General features: G+C 46.4%; 16 protein-coding genes. 6 read left to right on the top strand and 10 right to left on the bottom strand.

Translation table 11 applies throughout. From position 1 onward, the window contains the following. Positions 1 to 5: 5 nt before the first annotated feature. The 4 genes from slyD to kefG form a co-directional block, all read right to left on the bottom strand. The gene (slyD, locus tag AB6E78_RS19620; RefSeq protein WP_017061108.1) at positions 6 to 596 is read right to left on the bottom strand and encodes a peptidylprolyl isomerase; all 591 of its coding nucleotides are present in this window, start codon (positions 594 to 596) and stop codon (positions 6 to 8) included. 94 nt (positions 597 to 690) lie between these two features. Continuing rightward, the gene (locus AB6E78_RS19615; RefSeq protein WP_029235422.1) at positions 691 to 891 is read right to left on the bottom strand and encodes a YheV family putative zinc ribbon protein; all 201 of its coding nucleotides are present in this window, start codon (positions 889 to 891) and stop codon (positions 691 to 693) included. A 156-nt stretch (positions 892 to 1,047) separates the two neighbouring features. Beyond that, complete coding sequence (gene kefB, locus AB6E78_RS19610) at positions 1,048 to 2,844, bottom strand: glutathione-regulated potassium-efflux system protein KefB (protein ID WP_372132739.1); 1,797 nt, start codon at positions 2,842 to 2,844, stop codon at positions 1,048 to 1,050. Beyond that, a complete protein-coding gene (gene kefG / locus AB6E78_RS19605; RefSeq protein WP_372132742.1) occupies positions 2,831 to 3,415 on the bottom strand; it encodes a glutathione-regulated potassium-efflux system ancillary protein KefG in 585 nt (194 codons plus the stop codon). Before kefG ends, kefB begins: the two co-directional genes overlap by 14 nt. Before the next feature lie 174 nt (positions 3,416 to 3,589). Here kefG and AB6E78_RS19600 point away from each other — a divergent pair, with 174 nt between their 5' ends. From AB6E78_RS19600 to crp, 6 genes are all read left to right on the top strand, one after another. Continuing rightward, entirely contained in the window at positions 3,590 to 5,512 is a 1,923-nt protein-coding gene (locus AB6E78_RS19600; protein WP_017061112.1) for an ABC transporter ATP-binding protein, read from the top strand. Next, the gene (locus AB6E78_RS19595) at positions 5,509 to 5,979 is read left to right on the top strand and encodes a TIGR02444 family protein (RefSeq protein ID WP_017061113.1); all 471 of its coding nucleotides are present in this window, start codon (positions 5,509 to 5,511) and stop codon (positions 5,977 to 5,979) included. The genes AB6E78_RS19600 and AB6E78_RS19595 overlap by 4 nt, the downstream gene beginning before the upstream one ends. 207 nt (positions 5,980 to 6,186) lie before the next feature. Then, positions 6,187 to 7,179, top strand: coding sequence for a hydrolase (locus tag AB6E78_RS19590; protein ID WP_019825349.1), 993 nt, complete (start codon positions 6,187 to 6,189; stop codon positions 7,177 to 7,179). 95 nt (positions 7,180 to 7,274) lie between these two features. Then, a complete protein-coding gene (locus AB6E78_RS19585) occupies positions 7,275 to 7,487 on the top strand; it encodes a YheU family protein (protein WP_010435208.1) in 213 nt (70 codons plus the stop codon). 77 nt (positions 7,488 to 7,564) lie between these two features. After that, positions 7,565 to 8,434: a phosphoribulokinase gene (locus tag AB6E78_RS19580; RefSeq protein WP_010435210.1), complete on the top strand. Its 870-nt coding sequence runs from the start codon at positions 7,565 to 7,567 to the stop codon at positions 8,432 to 8,434. A 239-nt stretch (positions 8,435 to 8,673) separates the two neighbouring features. Further along, the gene (gene crp / locus AB6E78_RS19575; protein WP_004729651.1) at positions 8,674 to 9,306 is read left to right on the top strand and encodes a cAMP-activated global transcriptional regulator CRP; all 633 of its coding nucleotides are present in this window, start codon (positions 8,674 to 8,676) and stop codon (positions 9,304 to 9,306) included. Positions 9,307 to 9,489: 183 nt separating this feature from the next. Here crp and AB6E78_RS19570 read toward each other — a convergent pair whose 3' ends face one another. The 6 genes from AB6E78_RS19570 to AB6E78_RS19545 all read right to left on the bottom strand — a co-directional run. Beyond that, the gene (locus AB6E78_RS19570; RefSeq protein WP_372132745.1) at positions 9,490 to 10,281 is read right to left on the bottom strand and encodes a DUF1338 domain-containing protein; all 792 of its coding nucleotides are present in this window, start codon (positions 10,279 to 10,281) and stop codon (positions 9,490 to 9,492) included. 205 nt (positions 10,282 to 10,486) lie between these two features. Then, positions 10,487 to 11,944 (bottom strand): succinylglutamate-semialdehyde dehydrogenase, encoded by a 1,458-nt coding sequence (gene astD, locus AB6E78_RS19565; protein WP_017066203.1) that lies wholly within the window; start codon positions 11,942 to 11,944, stop codon positions 10,487 to 10,489. Between the two features lie 39 nt (positions 11,945 to 11,983). Next, complete coding sequence (gene astA, locus AB6E78_RS19560) at positions 11,984 to 13,003, bottom strand: arginine N-succinyltransferase (RefSeq protein ID WP_017061116.1); 1,020 nt, start codon at positions 13,001 to 13,003, stop codon at positions 11,984 to 11,986. A 107-nt stretch (positions 13,004 to 13,110) separates the two neighbouring features. Beyond that, positions 13,111 to 14,322 (bottom strand): aspartate aminotransferase family protein, encoded by a 1,212-nt coding sequence (locus AB6E78_RS19555; protein ID WP_008222315.1) that lies wholly within the window; start codon positions 14,320 to 14,322, stop codon positions 13,111 to 13,113. A 464-nt stretch (positions 14,323 to 14,786) separates the two neighbouring features. After that, positions 14,787 to 15,365 carry an aminodeoxychorismate/anthranilate synthase component II gene (locus tag AB6E78_RS19550; protein ID WP_010435229.1) on the bottom strand — a complete coding sequence of 193 codons (579 nt, stop codon included), beginning with the start codon at positions 15,363 to 15,365 and terminating at the stop codon, positions 14,787 to 14,789. A 200-nt stretch (positions 15,366 to 15,565) separates the two neighbouring features. Next, positions 15,566 to 17,658, bottom strand: a 2,093-nt coding sequence (locus AB6E78_RS19545; RefSeq protein WP_372153782.1) for an ExeM/NucH family extracellular endonuclease, incomplete at its 5' end; no start/stop codon positions are given.

The following is a 17,658-nucleotide window of genomic DNA, read 5'->3' as shown; positions in this document are numbered from 1 at the left end:
CGGTATTAGTGAGAACCACAGCTACCGCCGCCGCAGCAGCCGTCTTTTTTCTCTTCACCGTGGTCATGGCCTTCGCCACCACAGCAACCGCCTTCGTGGTCATGATCGTGGTCGTGACCGCCACAGCCGCCTTCTTGGTGTACGTGACCGTGTTGAACTTCTTCTTCAGTCGCTTCACGAACCGCTACAACTTCAACGTCAAACGTTAGAGTTTGGCCAGCTAGCATGTGGTTACCATCAACAACAACTTCGTCGCCATCTACTTCAGTAACTTCAACTGGGATTGGACCTTGGTCAGTATCCGCTAGGAAACGCATGCCAACTTCGATTTGCTCAACACCTTGGAATACGTCAGCAGGAACACGTTGAACTAGTGCGTCGTTGTGTTCGCCGTATGCGTCTTCTGGAGTAACAGTTGCAGAGAACTTGTCGCCAGCTACTTTGCCTTCAAGCTCTTTTTCAAGACCTGTAATTAGGTTGTTGTGACCGTGAAGGTAATCTAGTGGAGCTTCTGCAGTTGATTGGTCAACTACTACGCCATCTTCAAGTTTCACTTGATATGCAACACTAACTACTACGTTCTTTTCAATTTTCATGAGAGCTCCAAGGAGGTTTGGACTAAGCTCGAACAGTTGAGCTTAGGAAAAATTCTGTACCGGGATATTATGGGGATCAATTAACGAAACTCAATCATTCTGGCTTAAAAATACCGATCATTTCTTGATTCGCGTGTTCAGATTTCTCTACAGTTTTCGGTTTACGCTGTTCTGTGAAGTCACAATCGACACATTCCACCAGCTCGATATTATTTTCAATCCACCAACGGAGTGTGTCTTGAGTGTTGCAACTTGGGCAGCTTGCCCCTGCGATAAAGCGTTTTTTCTGTTTCACGTTCATATCCTTTACTGCTCTGGATTCGCGGTTCTTCCCACTCACTTTATTGATAAGTTAAGCAGAGACCGCGTTTATTATTAGGTTAGTTCTATAGTCTGTTATTTCTATGCCCAAGCTCTATTTCTAAGCTCAAGCATGAGTTATCACTTCAAGCTACTGCCAATAGTTTCGAGATTGGTGATCGTTTTCCATCTCGTGTCCAAAGATCTCTTCAAGTTCTTTACGAGCCTCTTTCGCTCTTTGGGCTAACTCGGCATCTTCGTTATGCTGAGGCAGCAACTCTTTCAGCATACCATTATCCAACTTTCTAAAGTGTGCTTCTGCTCGCTTCGCTTTATATGGATGCATGCCAAGTTCAGTCAATGTTTGACGACCTAAATCCAATGCTCCAAGGAAGGTTTCACGCGAATAGTTACTCACACCGTGGTTAAGTAGTTGATACGCTTCAACACGGCTTCGTGCACGCGCCAAGATCTTTAAGCGTGGGAAGTGCTGCTTACATAAATCGACGGTTTTCATGATTTCATCTGGGGAGTCAGTACACAACACAATCGCCTCTGCTTTATCAGCACCGGCTGCGCGTAATAGCTCTAGGTGAGTCGAGTCTCCGTAAAACACCTTGTAGCCGAACTTTCTAAGGATGTGTATTTGGCTGGCATCACTTTCAAGGACAGTGATACGAATCTTGTTGGCATACATCAGACGACCAATGATCTGACCAAAACGACCAAAGCCCGCAATAATCACTCGAGGGCTGCGATCAACCACATCCGAAGACATCGCACTTTCACTGATTTGATTAAGCTGACGTGCAAAGAATCGGTCTTGCAGTTTAAGCATCAATGGCGTGGTCACCATAGAAAGGCTCACAACCACCAGTAAGAACGACACTTGTTCGCCACTTAAGATGCCTTGAGCACTCGCCGCAGTAAAAATAACGAAAGCGAACTCACCACCTTGGCTAAGGATCATCGCCATTCGGCTGCGTGCTTTAGCTTGAGTGCCGAAGATACGAGCCAGCGCATACAGCACCAAACCTTTCAATACGACTAGCGACGACACTGCAATAAGTATTGCGAATGGGCTTTCTGCCAGTAGACCTAGGTTTACCGCCATACCCACAGAGATAAAGAACAGACCAAGCAGTAAACCTTTGAATGGATCAATCGCGATCTCAAGCTCGTGTCGGTATTCACTTTCAGCCAGAAGCACGCCCGCAAGGAAGGTACCTAATGCCATCGATAAGCCAATCTGTTGCATGATCACGGCAATACCAATCACAAGTAACAGCGCTGCAACGGTGAATAACTCACGCACACCACTCATCACTACGTATCGGAAAAGTGGTCTCAACAAGAAGTGGCCACCGACCAGTAGGCCAATCACGCCACCCAGCATCCACAGCATGTCAGCCCAGCTACCGCCGGTATTACCCGCAAGTAGAGGCAACATTGCTAGCATTGGAATAACAGCGATATCTTGGAAAAGCAGTACTGCAAAGCCCGACTGCCCTGCTTCTTTGCCGTCGAGCTCTCGCTCTTCAATAACACGCAAGGCAATCGCAGTCGAAGACAGCGCCAAACCCATACCTATCACGAGACTGGTTTGCCAAGTTAATCCAAATAGACAGGCGATGGCGGTAATAATTAGAGTGGTGATCAGCACTTGCGCGCCGCCCAACCCGAGAATGGGGGCTCGCATCTGCCACAGTTTTTTCGGATTAAGTTCGAGACCAATCAAGAAGAGCAGCAGTACCACCCCGAATTCGGAGAAGTGTAGAATCGCTTCGACATCACTGATTAAGCCAAGCCCCCATGGGCCAATAGCGACACCCGCTAATAAGTAACCAAGTACTGAACCCAAACCGGCGCGCTGTGCGATAGGAACCGCAACCACAGCAGCCGCTAAAAATATAACGCTACTTTGTAGAAAATCATTAGTCAGAGCCATCATCTGCTCCTATATCTTGTAGCGGGTCTCGCAACCAATTTCGATACGCTTCGGCGTGTTGGTAACGCGTCATATCGGAGACATTTCGTGCCCAGTGTAAAACCAAAGGGGATATCCAATTCATCTGACACAAAGCAGCGGTAAGCTCGAATGGTTGCAAGATCTCTTGTAATGGATATTTATTATAGCCTGCGGCACCAAACGCCTCTTCTTTACCACCGGTAGTAATCACACTGCGCCAGTGTTTGCCTTTAAGTGCGCTCTGCTCACCAAACGCAAAACCCTTGCCTAACACGCGATCAAACCACTCTTTTAACAATGAAGGGCAGGAATACATAAACAGAGGATGCTGAAACACGATCACATCGTATTGAAGGAGCAATTCATGCTCATAAGGCACATCGATAAAGAAGTCTGGGTAGATGGCGTAGAGATCATGAACTTTGACATGACCGAGCGACTCTACCTTCTTAACCATCATCTGGTTAGCAATAGAGGTTTGCGGCTCTGGGTGCGCGTAGATGATCAACACCTTTGGCATGACTTTGTCTGTCGAGGGAGTATTACTCATTCCTTTGAAACATTCCTTTGAGGGCTAAACGGTGGCAAGGCCACAAGAATTTAAGCAAAAGTTATTAATATGTTATTGGCATCATAACGCAAATTGCATTGTGATCGACTTTTATCTGGTTTCAGCCTACTATGCAGGCGTCTGTTCACCTCTAATTTCTATGCTATTTCAATTATGATTACTTTCTCTGATATTCAATTGCTACGCGGCGGTAAGCCACTCCTCGACCAAGCATCTGCGACTTTTCACCCTGGCGACAAGATCGGTTTGGTTGGTAAAAACGGCTGTGGTAAATCTACGCTATTCGCCTTAATTAAGGACGAACTGTCTATTGATGCGGGTTCATTCAGTAAACCAGCCCATTGGGAAATGGCTTGGGTTGCTCAAGAAACACCTGCATTAGAAAGAACAGCAATTGAATACGTGATTGATGGCGACCGTGAATACCGCGGCCTTGAAGATCAACTAGAGAAAGCTGAACAAGCCGACAATGGCACATTGGTAGCAGAGATCCACGGCAAGATTGAAACCATTGGTGGTTACAGCATAAAGGCACGTGCTGCCGAGTTACTGGATGGCCTAGGCTTTAGCCAAGAACAAATGACATGGAACCTGACTCAATTCTCAGGTGGTTGGCGTATGCGTTTGAACCTAGCGCAAGCCCTACTGTGTCGCAGTGACCTACTGCTACTCGATGAGCCTACCAACCACTTGGATTTAGACGCAGTAATGTGGCTAGAGCGTTGGTTACAAAGCTACCCTGGCACGCTAGTGCTTATCTCGCACGATAGAGACTTCTTAGACCCTATCGTCAACCGCATCGTGCACGTTGAAAACCAACAGCTCAATGAGTACACGGGTAACTACTCATCGTTCGAAACCCAACGAGCGCAAAAACTGATTCTGCAACAAGCGATGTACCAAAAGCAGCAGAAACAGATGTCTCACATGCAGAGCTACATTGACCGTTTCCGTTACAAAGCTTCAAAGGCTCGCCAAGCGCAAAGCCGTATTAAAGCGCTAGAGAAAATGGAACAAGTGCTGCCTGCTCAGTTTGATAACCCATTCAGCTTTGAATTTAGAGAACCAGACGCACTACCAAACCCAATCATGATGATGGATGAAGTATCAGCGGGCTATGATGACAATCTGATTCTAGAAAAGATTCGCTTGAACCTAGTACCGGGCAGTCGTATTGGTTTGCTTGGCCGAAATGGCGCTGGTAAATCAACACTGATTAAACTGCTTTCTGGCGAACTGAAACAGCAAGGCGGTGAACTGAGTTATTCGCAAGGCGTTAAGATTGGTTACTTTGCACAGCACCAGTTAGAAACGTTGCACCCAGAAGAAACACCGCTGCAGCACATGATGCAGATTGCCCCTAAACACACCGAGCAACAATTGCGTGATTACCTAGGTAGCTTCGGTTTCCAAGGTGAAAAAGCACTTGATAAAGTAGCACCCTTCTCAGGTGGTGAAAAAGCGCGTTTAGTATTAGCGCTACTGGTATGGCAAAAACCAAACCTGTTGCTACTCGATGAACCAACCAACCACTTGGATCTCGACATGCGTCAAGCGCTGACTTTTGCCCTGCAGACATTTGAAGGCGCAATGGTTATCGTATCGCACGACCGTTACCTACTGCGTGCGACTACCGATGATTTATACCTTGTACACGACCGCCAAGTAGCACCGTTTGATGGTGACTTAAGCGATTACTACAAGTGGCTAACCGAACAGCAGAAAGTTGAGCGCAAAGAAGCACAAGCATTGGCACCAGCAAAAGACGGCGCCAACAGTGCAGCAGCGAAAAAAGAGCAGAAACGAAAAGAAGCCGAGTTCCGTAAACTGACGGCACCACTTCGTAAAAAGCTCACTCAATTTGAAAAGCAGATGGATAAGTTAACGCAGGCTCTTGAAGAAGCCGAACAAGAATTATCCGACACTTCACTGTATGAAGCTGAAAATAAGGCTAAACTGAATAAAGTACTCGCTCTCCAAGCGAGCAGTAAGTCACAGCTAGAAGAAGTTGAAATGGATTGGATGTCCACTCAAGAAGAGCTTGAGCAGATGGAACAGGATATGGATAGCTTATGAGTCCAGAGCACGCCCCAATATCACTAACACTGGAACGACTATGGCAATTTAGCCTTCAGTATTACAGTGTGCGCGGTGTAAAGGATGCGTGCTTAGCTTTGCAAAACCAGTTCCACGGCAACGTCAATCTACTGCTGCTTCTCAAATGGCTTGATGAGCAGCAATTGTCTTTTGCTGAAGAAGAGTGGCATAAAGTTCAACAGTGTTTAAGCCGCTCTGAAACCCTGCTTCATAGCTATCGAGAGCTACGTAAACATCTCAAAGCACACGTTGTCGACTCTCTATACCGTGAAGCGCTAAAGTTTGAGTTACAGCTTGAAAAGCAACAACAGTCCGATCTGGTCGACTGTATAAACTCCCTACAACTGTACGCTAACCAGCAATCACCGCTCACTTTTCAGTACTGTCGTTTATTAGGGGCTGAAAACCTCTACGACGCTTTTTCTGAACCAGCACCACAGCCCTAGCTCATTCTCTTTCCCTTTTATTCAATCAAGATCCAAGCTTAACCTTGATATTATTCAAACGGTTACCCATAGCCTGTTTTTGTATCTCGTATAAGTGAAGCCTTGCGCTTATGCCGAGAATCAACCAAGCTCAAATAAAAACGTGGGCGTTTCGTTACAAACTCAACACGTTATCAAAACCCGTATAAAGAAGCATGGATCGTTTTTATGACAATATTTACCGCAGCTGCTGGTCTCTCTAATCCGCACTTACAAACCTTAGTGCCACGGTTTATTAGGAAGCAGGCGCTGTTTCATCCTCACTGGCAAACCTTAGAAACACCCGATGGTGACTTTCTTGATCTTGCTTGGAGCGAATCACCAGACGGTGACACCTCAAATAAAAATGATCGCAGTAGCAAGCCGATATTCGTTCTATTCCACGGTTTAGAAGGTAGCTTTGAGAGCCCTTATGCCAATGGATTAATGAATGCGTTTGCTAAAGATGGTTGGTTGTCCGTGATGATGCACTTCAGAGGCTGCAGCGGAAAACCCAATCGCCTGGCTCGCGCTTACCATTCAGGTGAAGTCGAAGATGCGCGCTTTTTTCTAAGACACCTGCACGCCCAGTTTCCGAATAACCCTAAGGTTGCGGTTGGCATATCTTTAGGTGGAAACATGCTGGCGAACTATTTGGCTGAGTACGCAGACGACCCATTGCTGTCGGCGGCGACCATCGTATCTGCTCCTTTTGACTTAGCGTGTTGCTCTAGTCGTATTGAGCGTGGTTTCTCCAAGCTCTATAAGAAGTACCTGCTCAACTCTCTAAAATCGAATGCGCTAAAAAAGGTTAACCTGCTGCAGGAAAAACTTGGCATCACCGCTGAAGCCATCAAGAACATCACCAAACTGTATGAGTTTGATGAGCGAATCACTGCGCCTCTGCACGGCTTCAAAAATGCCCAAGATTATTATGCGCAATGTTCTGCGCTGCCTAAGCTCAATAAGATCAAACTACCGACTCAGATCATTCATGCCAAAGACGACCCTTTCATGACCGATGATGTGATCCCAAAATTTGTTCTGCCCGATAACATCGATTATCGACTGTTTCAAAAAGGCGGCCATGTTGGGTTTATTACTGGCAGTACACTCAAGCCAAGGTTTTGGTTAGAAGAAGCCTTGCCTGCCTACTATGAAAGTATCCAAGATTCGGCATAATGACCGAGCCTTAGTAAATAGAAGTAAAACAATACTAAGCACACGCATTTCTACATCAATAAACCTATTTATGAACATAAAAGAGAGAAGTATTTATGATCATCCCATGGCAAGACATTGCGCCAGAGACACTGGAAAACCTCATCAAAGAGTTCGTGCTGCGTGAAGGCACAGACTACGGCGACGTAGAGGTTTCACTGCAAAACAAGATTGATCAAGTGAAACATCAATTAGCTTCAGGAGAAGTCAGCATTGTGTTTTCTGAGCTCCATGAAACCGTTGATATTCAAGTCACAAAACGCTTCTAAGCTGCGCTCATAAAGGAGCCGTGTTATAGTGGTAAACGATTGCTAACAAGTAAGTTACTCAAAAGACAAGGGTTGTCATGTCCGCTAAACATCCAATTATTGCGGTGACGGGTTCATCTGGAGCCGGCACCACCACCACCTCAGAAGCCTTCCGTAAAATGTTCAATATGATGGACGTGAAGGCCGCTTGGGTTGAAGGGGATAGTTTCCATCGCTTCACTCGCCCAGAGATGGATGTCGAGATCCGTAAAGCGCGCGAGCAAGGTAAGCACATCAGCTACTTTGGTCCACAAGCCAACGATTTTGGCGCATTAGAAGAGTTCTTCCGTAAATACGGTAACGAAGGTACAGGTAAAGTAAGAAGCTACCTACACACCTTCGATGAAGCCGTGCCTTACAATCAAATGCCGGGCACCTTTACGCCATGGCAAGAGATCCCCGAAAATTCCGATGTGATGTTCTACGAAGGTCTTCATGGTGGCGTGGTAGATGGCGACATCAATGTCTCACAACACGTCGACTTGCTGATCGGCATGGTGCCAATCGTCAACCTTGAGTGGATCCAAAAATTCGTTCGTGACACACGCGATCGTGGCCACTCACGCGAAGCAGTAATGGATTCCATTGTTCGCTCAATGGATGATTACCTTAATTACATCACCCCACAATTTTCGCGTACTCACATCAACTTTCAGCGTGTCCCAACCGTAGATACATCGAACCCACTTAACGCTAAAGGGATTCCAAGTTTAGACGAAAGCTTCGTGGTTATACGTTTGCGTGGCATCAAAAACGTCGATTTCCCCTACCTTCTGGCTATGATAGATGGCTCATTTATGTCACGCCACAACACGCTTGTGGTGCCAGGCGGCAAGATGAGTTTTGCTATGGAGCTCATTGTAAGGCCCATCCTACAACAGCTCATCGAAACCGGAAAAATAGGCTAACAAGACGCCATTCTGGTTGATTACTTTTCATACCGTGATCATGTGCACAATTTTGCGTAAAAAATCGTAGCTTGGTCACGATTAAAATCAAGAAATAGTACCTGAAAAAGGATACTATTCTTAAACGAAACACAAGATAGCTTGCAGCGCTCAACGAGTGCTCTTATCCTACAAGTCAATCCAGGCTTAGCTAAAATACGGAAAGCGGCAAGCATACCCTGCAGAGGAAGTAAGATATTATGGTTCTAGGTAAACCCCAAACCGATCCAACATTAGAGTGGTTCCTTTCACACTGTCATATTCATAAGTACCCTTCAAAAAGTACTTTGATTCATGCTGGTGAAAAGGCAGAAACCTTGTACTACATCGTTAAAGGTTCTGTGGCAGTTCTTATCAAAGACGAAGAAGGTAAGGAAATGATTCTTTCTTACCTAAACCAAGGTGACTTCATTGGTGAACTTGGCCTCTTCGAAGAAGACCAAGAGCGTACTGCATGGGTTCGTGCAAAATCTCCTTGTGAAGTAGCTGAAATTTCTTTCAAGAAATTCCGTCAACTTATCCAAGTGAACCCAGATATCCTAATGCGCCTTTCAGCGCAAATGGCAAACCGTCTACAAGTAACTAGCCAAAAGGTTGGTGACTTAGCGTTCCTTGATGTAACAGGTCGTATCGCTCAAACGCTACTAAACCTAGCGAAACAGCCAGATGCAATGACTCACCCTGACGGCATGCAAATCAAGATCACTCGTCAAGAGATTGGCCAGATCGTTGGTTGTTCTCGTGAGACCGTTGGTCGTATCTTGAAGATGCTAGAAGAGCAGAACCTAATTTCTGCACACGGTAAAACTATCGTGGTATACGGCACTCGTTAATCTCGATTAACTGAGCCAAAAATTTGAAAGCCACCAAATGCGAATTTGGTGGCTTTTTTGTTTTCTGAAGACCCAGAGAGCAGATGCGAGATACGATAAAAACTCACAGAATCCTATTTGTAAACTTCCTCGAAGCGAAGCGTACTCGAATCTCTAGGACAAAGTCCGTGCTCGTACCTTTTGTTAACCGTTGGTGCTCTCAAAGATTTTGTCAGCTGATGCTGCAACAAAACCTGTGTAAAGCTCACCGTTGACCATCGCATAACGCTTAGCGAACTCATAGAAGCCGCCAGGAATCATCTCATTGCCTTCAACAAATGAAACTGGGACTTTGTCTGCCATTGTTGATGATTGCTCTAATAAGACCTCTGGAGAGCCTTTAACCTGACCGCCAGATGCATTGATCGTGAAGCCTGACTCGCTCAGGTAGTCATTCACCGCCTGCACTTCATCAAAGTTATTCAGCTGGTTCACACTTACCGTAAAGTGGTTTGCACCATATCCATGAGCCACTAGCCAAGATGCGTATTCGCTCTCTTTAGCTAGTACTTGGAAATCAGCGAAGCTCAAATCCCATTGGCGACCACCAAACAAGAACTCATGACCTTGAAACTTGCTTGCATCAACCTGCTCAACTAACTTAGCAACGATCTGTTGTAATTCACTTGAACACTCTTCGACCTTCAACTCACTAATGAACACTTTAGGTTGATTTGGATCTGGGTGCTCGTAATGCTTCGCGACTAGCTTCTTACTCTCAAACAAGTAATCGCCACACGCTTTATAACCTAGCTCAAGGAAAGGCTTAGCCAATGTTTCAATACCTAGCGGAGCAACATTGAAAGTACGCAGTGCAATGTGATCATTAATCAGAGCTTCGTCTTCTTTCAGCAAGTGATGTACTTTCTCAGCCGATGGACAAAGCCTTTGAATGTAATCGTCCCAAAGTGATTTAAAGAGTAGATCGGGCGTCATGGTGACTCCTTGTCAGAGGTTCTAGCAAGCTAGTAATTTGGATTAGAAAGGGAGAGGCTGAGACACAGAGTCAGCAGCCTGTGACATACTTTTCTATTATTATCTACCGCCCAATCTAGGTGTTGGGCGTGATGGAAAAAGGAAGCGATAGCACCACTTCCCTATTTCAAGCTTAACGCATGAGCCTAAGACTCATTAGCCTAAATTAAAGCTCAATACCCGGGCTAAACGTTGCTGGAAGTTGAGTTTCACCGCCTTCCATTGAAGCCATAGGATAAGCACAGTAGTCCGCCGCATAGTAAGCACTTGGGCGTAGGTTGCCTGAAGCACCCGGACCACCAAATGGTGCATCACCACTTGCGCCTGTTAGCTGACGGTTACGGTTAACAATACCCGCACGGATATGGTCAACGAAGTATTCCCATTCAGAATCATCTGTTGATACAAGACCCGCAGACAAACCAAAACGAGTGTCGTTAGCTAGCTCAACCGCTTGCTCTAGCGATTGGTAACGAACCACTTGTAGCAGTGGACCGAAGTACTCTTCATCCGGCAGCTCAGCAATGTTGGTTGCGTCGATAATACCCGGAGAAACAAACGCCGCTTGACCCGCTTTTGCTTCTACTAGACTTACACCGCCTAACGATTGCAGATTCGCTTGTGCGTCCAGAATGAACTTAGCCGCAGCTTCAGAGATCTGAGGGCCCATGAAAGGAGCTGGTTCCGCGAAAGGCTGATCGACACGAATCTTTTGCGTAGCTGCGACCAGTTTATCGAGTAGCAGATCGCCCTTCTCGCCAACAGGCACATACAAGCGACGAGCACATGTACAACGCTGACCAGCACTGATGAACGCCGATTGGATGATAGTGTATACCGTTGCGTCTGCATCACCGTATTGGTCGCTGATCACCATAGGGTTGTTGCCGCCCATTTCTAGTGCCAGCATCTTGCCCGGTTGGCCCGCGAATTGACGATGCAGGATATGACCAGTATTCGCACTACCCGTAAATAGCACGCCATCAAGACCTTTAGCATCAGCCAGTGCGATACCTGTCTCTTTAGCGCCTTGCACTAGGTTGATTACGCCAGCAGGAAGACCCGCTTCTTGCCATAGCTTCATTGCGAATTCACCCGTCCAAGGTGTCTGCTCTGAAGGCTTGAATACTACGGTGTTGCCCGATAGCAGAGCTGGAACAATATGACCGTTAGGTAAGTGACCAGGGAAGTTGTAAGGCCCAAATACCGCCATCACGCCCAATGGACGGTGACGAAGTACAATTTGGTTGCCAGCCGCTTCACGTGAAGCTTCACCTGTACGCTCGTGGTAAGCACGGATAGAGATGGCGATCTTGCCTGCCATCGCGCCCGCTTCAGTGCGAGTTTCCCAAATCGGTTTACCCGTCTCTTTTGCAATAATCTGTGCAATCTCTTCGCTGTTCTCTTTTACCTTCTCAGCAAAGTTCAACACGATCGCTTCACGCTCTGCAAAGCTCAATTTTTTCCAAACCAAGAAGGCTTCACGAGCTGCTGCTACTGCAGATTCAACCTGCGCTGGTGTTGCGCTATCACCCTGCCACACTACTTCATTGTTGTATGGGCTTACTGATGTCATGGCGTCACCTTGACCTGCCACCCACTGTCCTGCTATCCACTGAGTCATACTTCTATCCTTAAAATCTTCGACAGATAATCGCCGCTCTTACTGAGCCAACATGCGAACGAATTCGCCTTCTTTTACTTCAAGAGCGCTCGCTACTTCAGATGATAAAATCACTGTGTCGCTTGCTTGGTCATACGCACCTTTCGCGGCTACTGCGCGGAAGTTCTCAAACGAGGTATTACCAATTAGGAAGTCTTTAGAGCTAGAGTGCTCTGCAATTTGAACCTGTGCTCGAATTGAGTGACGTACAGATTCGATGTTTCTTAGATCACACTCAACCGTTGGGCCTGCATCAAAGATGTCGACATAACCACGGTTGGTGAAACCTTCACGTTCCAGCAACTTAAGTGCAGGGCGCGTATTGTCATGTACCTCTCCGATCACCGCTTGAGCTTCTTTGCTCAGTAGGTTCACGTAGATAGGTAGCTTAGGCATTAGGTCAGCAATGAAGCCTTTCTTACCAATACCGGTTAGGTAATCGGCAAGCGTGAAGTCAATCGAGAAGAAATGTTCTTGCAGCCATTGCCAGAAAGGAGAATTGCCTTCCGCATCTGATACACCACGCATCTCAGCAAAGATCGTTTTTGAGAAACGCTCTGGGTGCTCAGCCATCAGTAGGAAACGACACTTAGACATCAGTCGACCGTTTAAGCCTTTGCGGTAATCAGGACGTAAGAACAGCGTACAAATTTCGCTGCAGCCTGTGTAGTTATTACCAAACGTCAACAGCTTAACCACGTTATTCACTTTAAGGCGCTGTGAAGAGTGAACCACTTTACTGATGTGGTACGAGTAAAAAGGCACATCCCAGCCAATGGAAGCTTCGATACCCGTTGTACCAGCAACTTCGCCAGTTTCAGCGTCGAAACCCACCATTAGATAGCCTTCATCACCGGGTTCGGTCACGTCTGCTTTCGCAAAGCTGTATTCAGAATGGGTAATTCGGTTAGTTAACAATTCTTCGTTAACCGGAAGAGATGTGAATCCATGACCTGATTCAACTGCACAGGTGTGCAGCGCATCGTAATCAGACAGTTTTATTGGGCGAACAACTAGCATCAATATTCCCTCCAGATGCAAAATAGGCCCAAAACCAGAAGCTTGGGCCTTTAGCAGTACGTCATGAGATCGCTCTAATGGCGATCATTCCTATGACGCCGCTCAGGCTAAACTAGCGTAGCGATTGCTTTGTCTAGTTTTGATAAACCTTCTTCAATTTCTTGTTTAGTGATAACCAGTGATGGAGTAAAACGAACCACGTTTGCACCCGCAACCAGTACCATTAGGCCTTGCTCGCCTGCTGCTACTAATACGTCACGCGCACGCCCTTGCCATTCGTCATTCAGTGCAGCACCTAACAATAGGCCTTTACCACGAATCTCACTGAAAATTTGGTATTTGTCGTTAATCTTAGTTAGACCATCACGGAATAGCGCTTCACGCTCTTTTACGCCTTCTAGAGTCTCAGGTTGGCTAACTACGTCAACCACTGCTTCAGCTACCGCACACGCCAGTGGGTTACCACCGTATGTAGAACCGTGCGTACCAACCTTAAGGTGTGTAGCCAGTTCAGACGTCGTCAGCATTGCGCCGATAGGGAAACCGCCACCTAGAGACTTCGCTGTGCTTAGAATGTCTGGCGTCACGCCCAGACCTTGGTAAGCATAGAAGTTACCAGTACGACCATTACCTGTTTGTACTTCATCAAAAATCAACAATGCATTGTGCTTGTCACACAGTTCACGAACCGTATTCACGAACTCAGCCGTTGGAGAGATGATACCGCCCTCGCCTTGCAGAGGTTCCATCATGATGGCACAAGTGCGATCAGAGATATGCGCTTCTAGAGCGGCAATATCGTTGTAAGGTAGGTGAGTTACATCGCCAGGTTTTGGACCGAAGCCATCTGAGTAAGCTTCTTGACCACCAACGGTTACAGTAAAGAAAGTACGACCGTGGAAACCTTGTTTGAATGCAATGATTTCAGATTTCTCAGGACCGTGAACATCCGCAGCCCAACGACGAGCTAGCTTAAGTGCTGCTTCGTTCGCTTCTGCACCAGAGTTGGCAAAAAATACTTTTTCTGCAAAACATACGTCGGTTAGCTTCTTCGCTAGACGCAGTGCAGGTTCGTTGGTCATCACGTTACTCAGATGCCAAATCTTGTTTGCTTGCTCAGTAACGGCATTCACCATTGCTGGGTGACAGTGACCCAAGCAGCTCACAGCGATACCGCCAGCAAAGTCGATATACTCTCGGCCTTGTTGGTCCCAAACGCGTGCGCCTTCCCCTTTTACCGGGATCATTTCCATTGGGTTATAACAAGGCACCATCACCTCATTAAAAAGACTACGTTCTACATTATTTTCCACTGTCATCGTACATTCCTTCTCGATACCGCAAGCTTCGCAAATAAGCGTAATGGTTCATAAGTGAGATAAAGATATTTTGTCCCGCCATAATCCCGCTGCAGCATTATATTTACATTTAATTAACCTTTTCAATAGTGGATTATTCTTTAGCCATCCCTAACAACCAGCTAAACGTCACTACCTATGACTATTTATGCATCAAACAATCTGTTTTATGAAGCTTTTTTTAACTAAACGTATAACCAGCAACAGCAAAGCCTTACTGGCATTGCGGTATATTGGGTTCGAGACGAAATAACGCGAATAATTTTGCATAGGCTAAAAACTTAGCCTGACGAGGGAGAAATGTTATAAAAAGTGATCGGCGTCAGAGGGATGAAGACGCGTAGCGCCCGAATTTAAACGCTTAACGGGTAATGGAATACGTTAAACTGGCTTATTTAGACGGAGAAAGAGTCAAATTTAAACACTCAGCGTGCTAGGAAGTTAGCGAGAAGCTGGTGTCCTTGCTCTGTTTTAATCGATTCAGGGTGAAATTGGACGGCATCAATCGGCAAGGTTTTGTGTTGATAACCCATGATCTCATCCATGCTACCATCTTCAAATTCCGTCCAAGACGTCAGCTCAAAACAGTCTGGTAATGTGCCGTTTTTCACCACTAAAGAGTGGTAACGAGTCACAGTCAGAGGGTTATTGAGACCTTGAAAAACACTCTTACCGTTATGACGGATCGGAGAGGTTTTACCATGCATCACTTGTCTGGCTCTCACCACTTCACCACCAAAGACTTGAGCAATGGCTTGATGACCAAGACACACACCTAAGATCGGCAACTTACCCACGAAGTGCTCAATGACTTGCAGAGAGATTCCCGCATCATTCGGCGTACAAGGACCCGGAGAGATAACAAGATGGCTAGGGTTCAGCGATTCTATACCCGCAATATCAATCTCATCGTTGCGAACAACTTTCACAGTGACCCCTAACTCACAGAAATACTGATACAAGTTATAGGTAAAAGAGTCGTAGTTATCGATGATAAGTAACATGGGTCGAAATCGTTTGCTAAATACTAAATGATTGAGAGATATAGGGGCGGTATTGTGCAATACCCATGGCGAAAGGCAAGTGGAAACTGCATTTCGCCAATAATTAAGGCCAACCTAAGTTGACCTTAATTGTTTACAGATAGCCCTAAGTTATCTGAATTGGCTTACTTGTATGGCAAGCCAATCTATTTGTGATTGAGCTACTTACGACGACGCCACATTGCTAAGCCAAATAGTGACATAAGAGCACCGAAGCCAAATGAACCGCCTACTCTTAGCTCAAGAACGGCAGGATCATGATCCGATGAACGGAAGTGATCTTGGTACTTAGGTAGGTCACCTTTGTACTCTTCGTTGTAGTCAAACAACGTCGACTCACCACCATTGATGTGCCAATCGGTAGCATCGACAACCCTATCTTTCAGGCTTTCGCTGATCAGCAGGTGGTCTAGAGCGCCAACTTCATCATTGTATGAGTAGCTCCAGCTGTCTGGGTGCTTTTGAGCCACAGCATTGATATAACCGTAGTTCTTCGTAATCACCGCACCGCTATCACCAAACTGCTCAACACCATCAATGTAGGTATTACGAGCTGCTTTGATCTGCTTGCCGTATTTCTCTTCCGAGTAATCGGTTAGCACCAGCATTGGATCTTCCATGCCGTACGAGTTCATATCACCCAGGATCACTTTGTGACCTTTGATGCCATCGAGCGCTTCACCTAATGCAACCGCCGCAGCAACACGGAAGTTCTCACATGAACCTTGCTTATCGGCATCAACGCCGCCTTGGCCGCCCTGCTCAATCGGAGCAGCATCTTCCCAACACTTAGAGCCTTTCGATTTAAAGTGGTTGATCGCTACGGTGAGTTTCTCTTTGGTGCCTTTAACTTTAAAGGTTGGCGCCAATGAGTCACGTTGGTAGTTCTTACCGTCTTCAATCACCTTGCCTGAATCGTCTAACACCTCTGGTGCTTGTTGGCTTGGCATCGCGATAACACGGCTGTCTTTAAGCTTAACCACCTTCTTACGGTAGATAACACCCGTTGTGATAACGTCAGTACCAATAGAGTCCATCTCGTCGGTTACGCCGTCTTCGTTCGAGTCGACAGCCACAAAGGTATAACGGTCTTTCTTACGCTCAATGCGATCATTCAGTTGGTTTACAAGTTGCTGAATGGCAGAGCCTTCACCAAAGCCATTGTTCTCAATTTCCATCAAGCCAATGATGTCTGCATCTAAGCGAAGAATCGCGTTCACAATCTTCTCTTGCTGCATCTCAAACTCAGTGATGGTGTTCGCGCCACGGTTATTGCCGTGCTGATTCGCGTCGCCACCAAATGGAGAGTTGAAGTAGTTCAATACGTTGAAGGTCGCAATACGTAGGTCGCCTTCATCCATGTCTGGTTTGTCGGTACGCGGATCGTTACGCACATAGTTTTCAGCCGAGATCTGGTTAGTCGCAATTAAACGGTACTCACCGTAGCTGTAAGTCAGCACGCCTTCTAGGCCAACAATGGTGTCATCAATGCGGATGTAATCTTCTGTTGAACCATCTTGGTCGATATCAGTGCGGCCAAAATCTGGGTAGAAAGGGGCTTGTCCATCAGCCGCTTTTTGATCGGTTTCAACGAAAAGACGGCGGTCTGCGTTGTCTTCAGTTTGCTGCTTCGCTTCGTCAGATCCCGCGGCGAAAAGCTGGTTCGGCTGCATGTTAATACGCTCATGCGCCAGTACCATGTTGTTACGACGACCTGCGTAGTCATAACCAAAGGCACGCGTCACACGCATATCAAGCGCTTCGGTTGTTTTCACCAACATGCCTTCGTAGCGTTCAAGCGTTGCAGCGAAGTTCTCGTCACTGTCTAGCACTTCAATCGCCGTAGCTTCAGGTGCCTGCTGCTCGCCCTGTTTTAGCCATTGGTTGTTTTCTACTTTCAGCTGAGTGTGGCTGTAGTATTCTTGAACCTTGCCTTCCACACACACTACATCACCGGCTACTAGCTCTGAGCTCGACTGGTTGGTATGAATAAATAGACCCTCAGAAGTGCTTGAGTTGAAATCATCCTCAAGTGCTTGCAGGTAGAAGCCTTTAGTTAGGCCTGTTGTTACCGCACTTACCACACCTTTTACGAAATATTCATCGTCGGTGATGTATGGGTAGCCATCGATGAATGGCGATGTAGCGCCCTCACCTTGGATTTCTTGAATGGTGGTGAATACTGGGTCAGAGCCATCTTGTGTACAAGTGAACGCTTCTGGCAGTTCAACGCTGTCTAGTGAACCTAGGCCTT

The organism is Vibrio sp. 10N.247.310.98 (genome assembly GCF_041467395.1).
GTDB lineage: Bacteria > Pseudomonadota > Gammaproteobacteria > Enterobacterales > Vibrionaceae > Vibrio > Vibrio crassostreae_C.
This window is presented reverse-complemented; position numbering and strand designations above follow the sequence as displayed.

Coding starts and splice junctions, on each gene's coding strand:
- slyD (WP_017061108.1), bottom strand. CDS start 596: ATGAAAATTGAAAAGAACGTAGTAGTTAGTGTTGCATATCAAGTGAAA.
- kefB (WP_372132739.1), bottom strand. CDS start 2,844: ATGGCTCTGACTAATGATTTTCTACAAAGTAGCGTTATATTTTTAGCG.
- kefG (WP_372132742.1), bottom strand. CDS start 3,415: ATGAGTAATACTCCCTCGACAGACAAAGTCATGCCAAAGGTGTTGATC.
- AB6E78_RS19600 (WP_017061112.1), top strand. CDS start 3,590: ATGATTACTTTCTCTGATATTCAATTGCTACGCGGCGGTAAGCCACTC.
- AB6E78_RS19595 (WP_017061113.1), top strand. CDS start 5,509: ATGAGTCCAGAGCACGCCCCAATATCACTAACACTGGAACGACTATGG.
- AB6E78_RS19590 (WP_019825349.1), top strand. CDS start 6,187: ATGACAATATTTACCGCAGCTGCTGGTCTCTCTAATCCGCACTTACAA.
- AB6E78_RS19585 (WP_010435208.1), top strand. CDS start 7,275: ATGATCATCCCATGGCAAGACATTGCGCCAGAGACACTGGAAAACCTC.
- AB6E78_RS19580 (WP_010435210.1), top strand. CDS start 7,565: ATGTCCGCTAAACATCCAATTATTGCGGTGACGGGTTCATCTGGAGCC.
- crp (WP_004729651.1), top strand. CDS start 8,674: ATGGTTCTAGGTAAACCCCAAACCGATCCAACATTAGAGTGGTTCCTT.
- AB6E78_RS19570 (WP_372132745.1), bottom strand. CDS start 10,281: ATGACGCCCGATCTACTCTTTAAATCACTTTGGGACGATTACATTCAA.
- astD (WP_017066203.1), bottom strand. CDS start 11,944: ATGACTCAGTGGATAGCAGGACAGTGGGTGGCAGGTCAAGGTGACGCC.
- astA (WP_017061116.1), bottom strand. CDS start 13,003: ATGCTAGTTGTTCGCCCAATAAAACTGTCTGATTACGATGCGCTGCAC.
- AB6E78_RS19555 (WP_008222315.1), bottom strand. CDS start 14,322: ATGACAGTGGAAAATAATGTAGAACGTAGTCTTTTTAATGAGGTGATG.
- AB6E78_RS19550 (WP_010435229.1), bottom strand. CDS start 15,365: ATGTTACTTATCATCGATAACTACGACTCTTTTACCTATAACTTGTAT.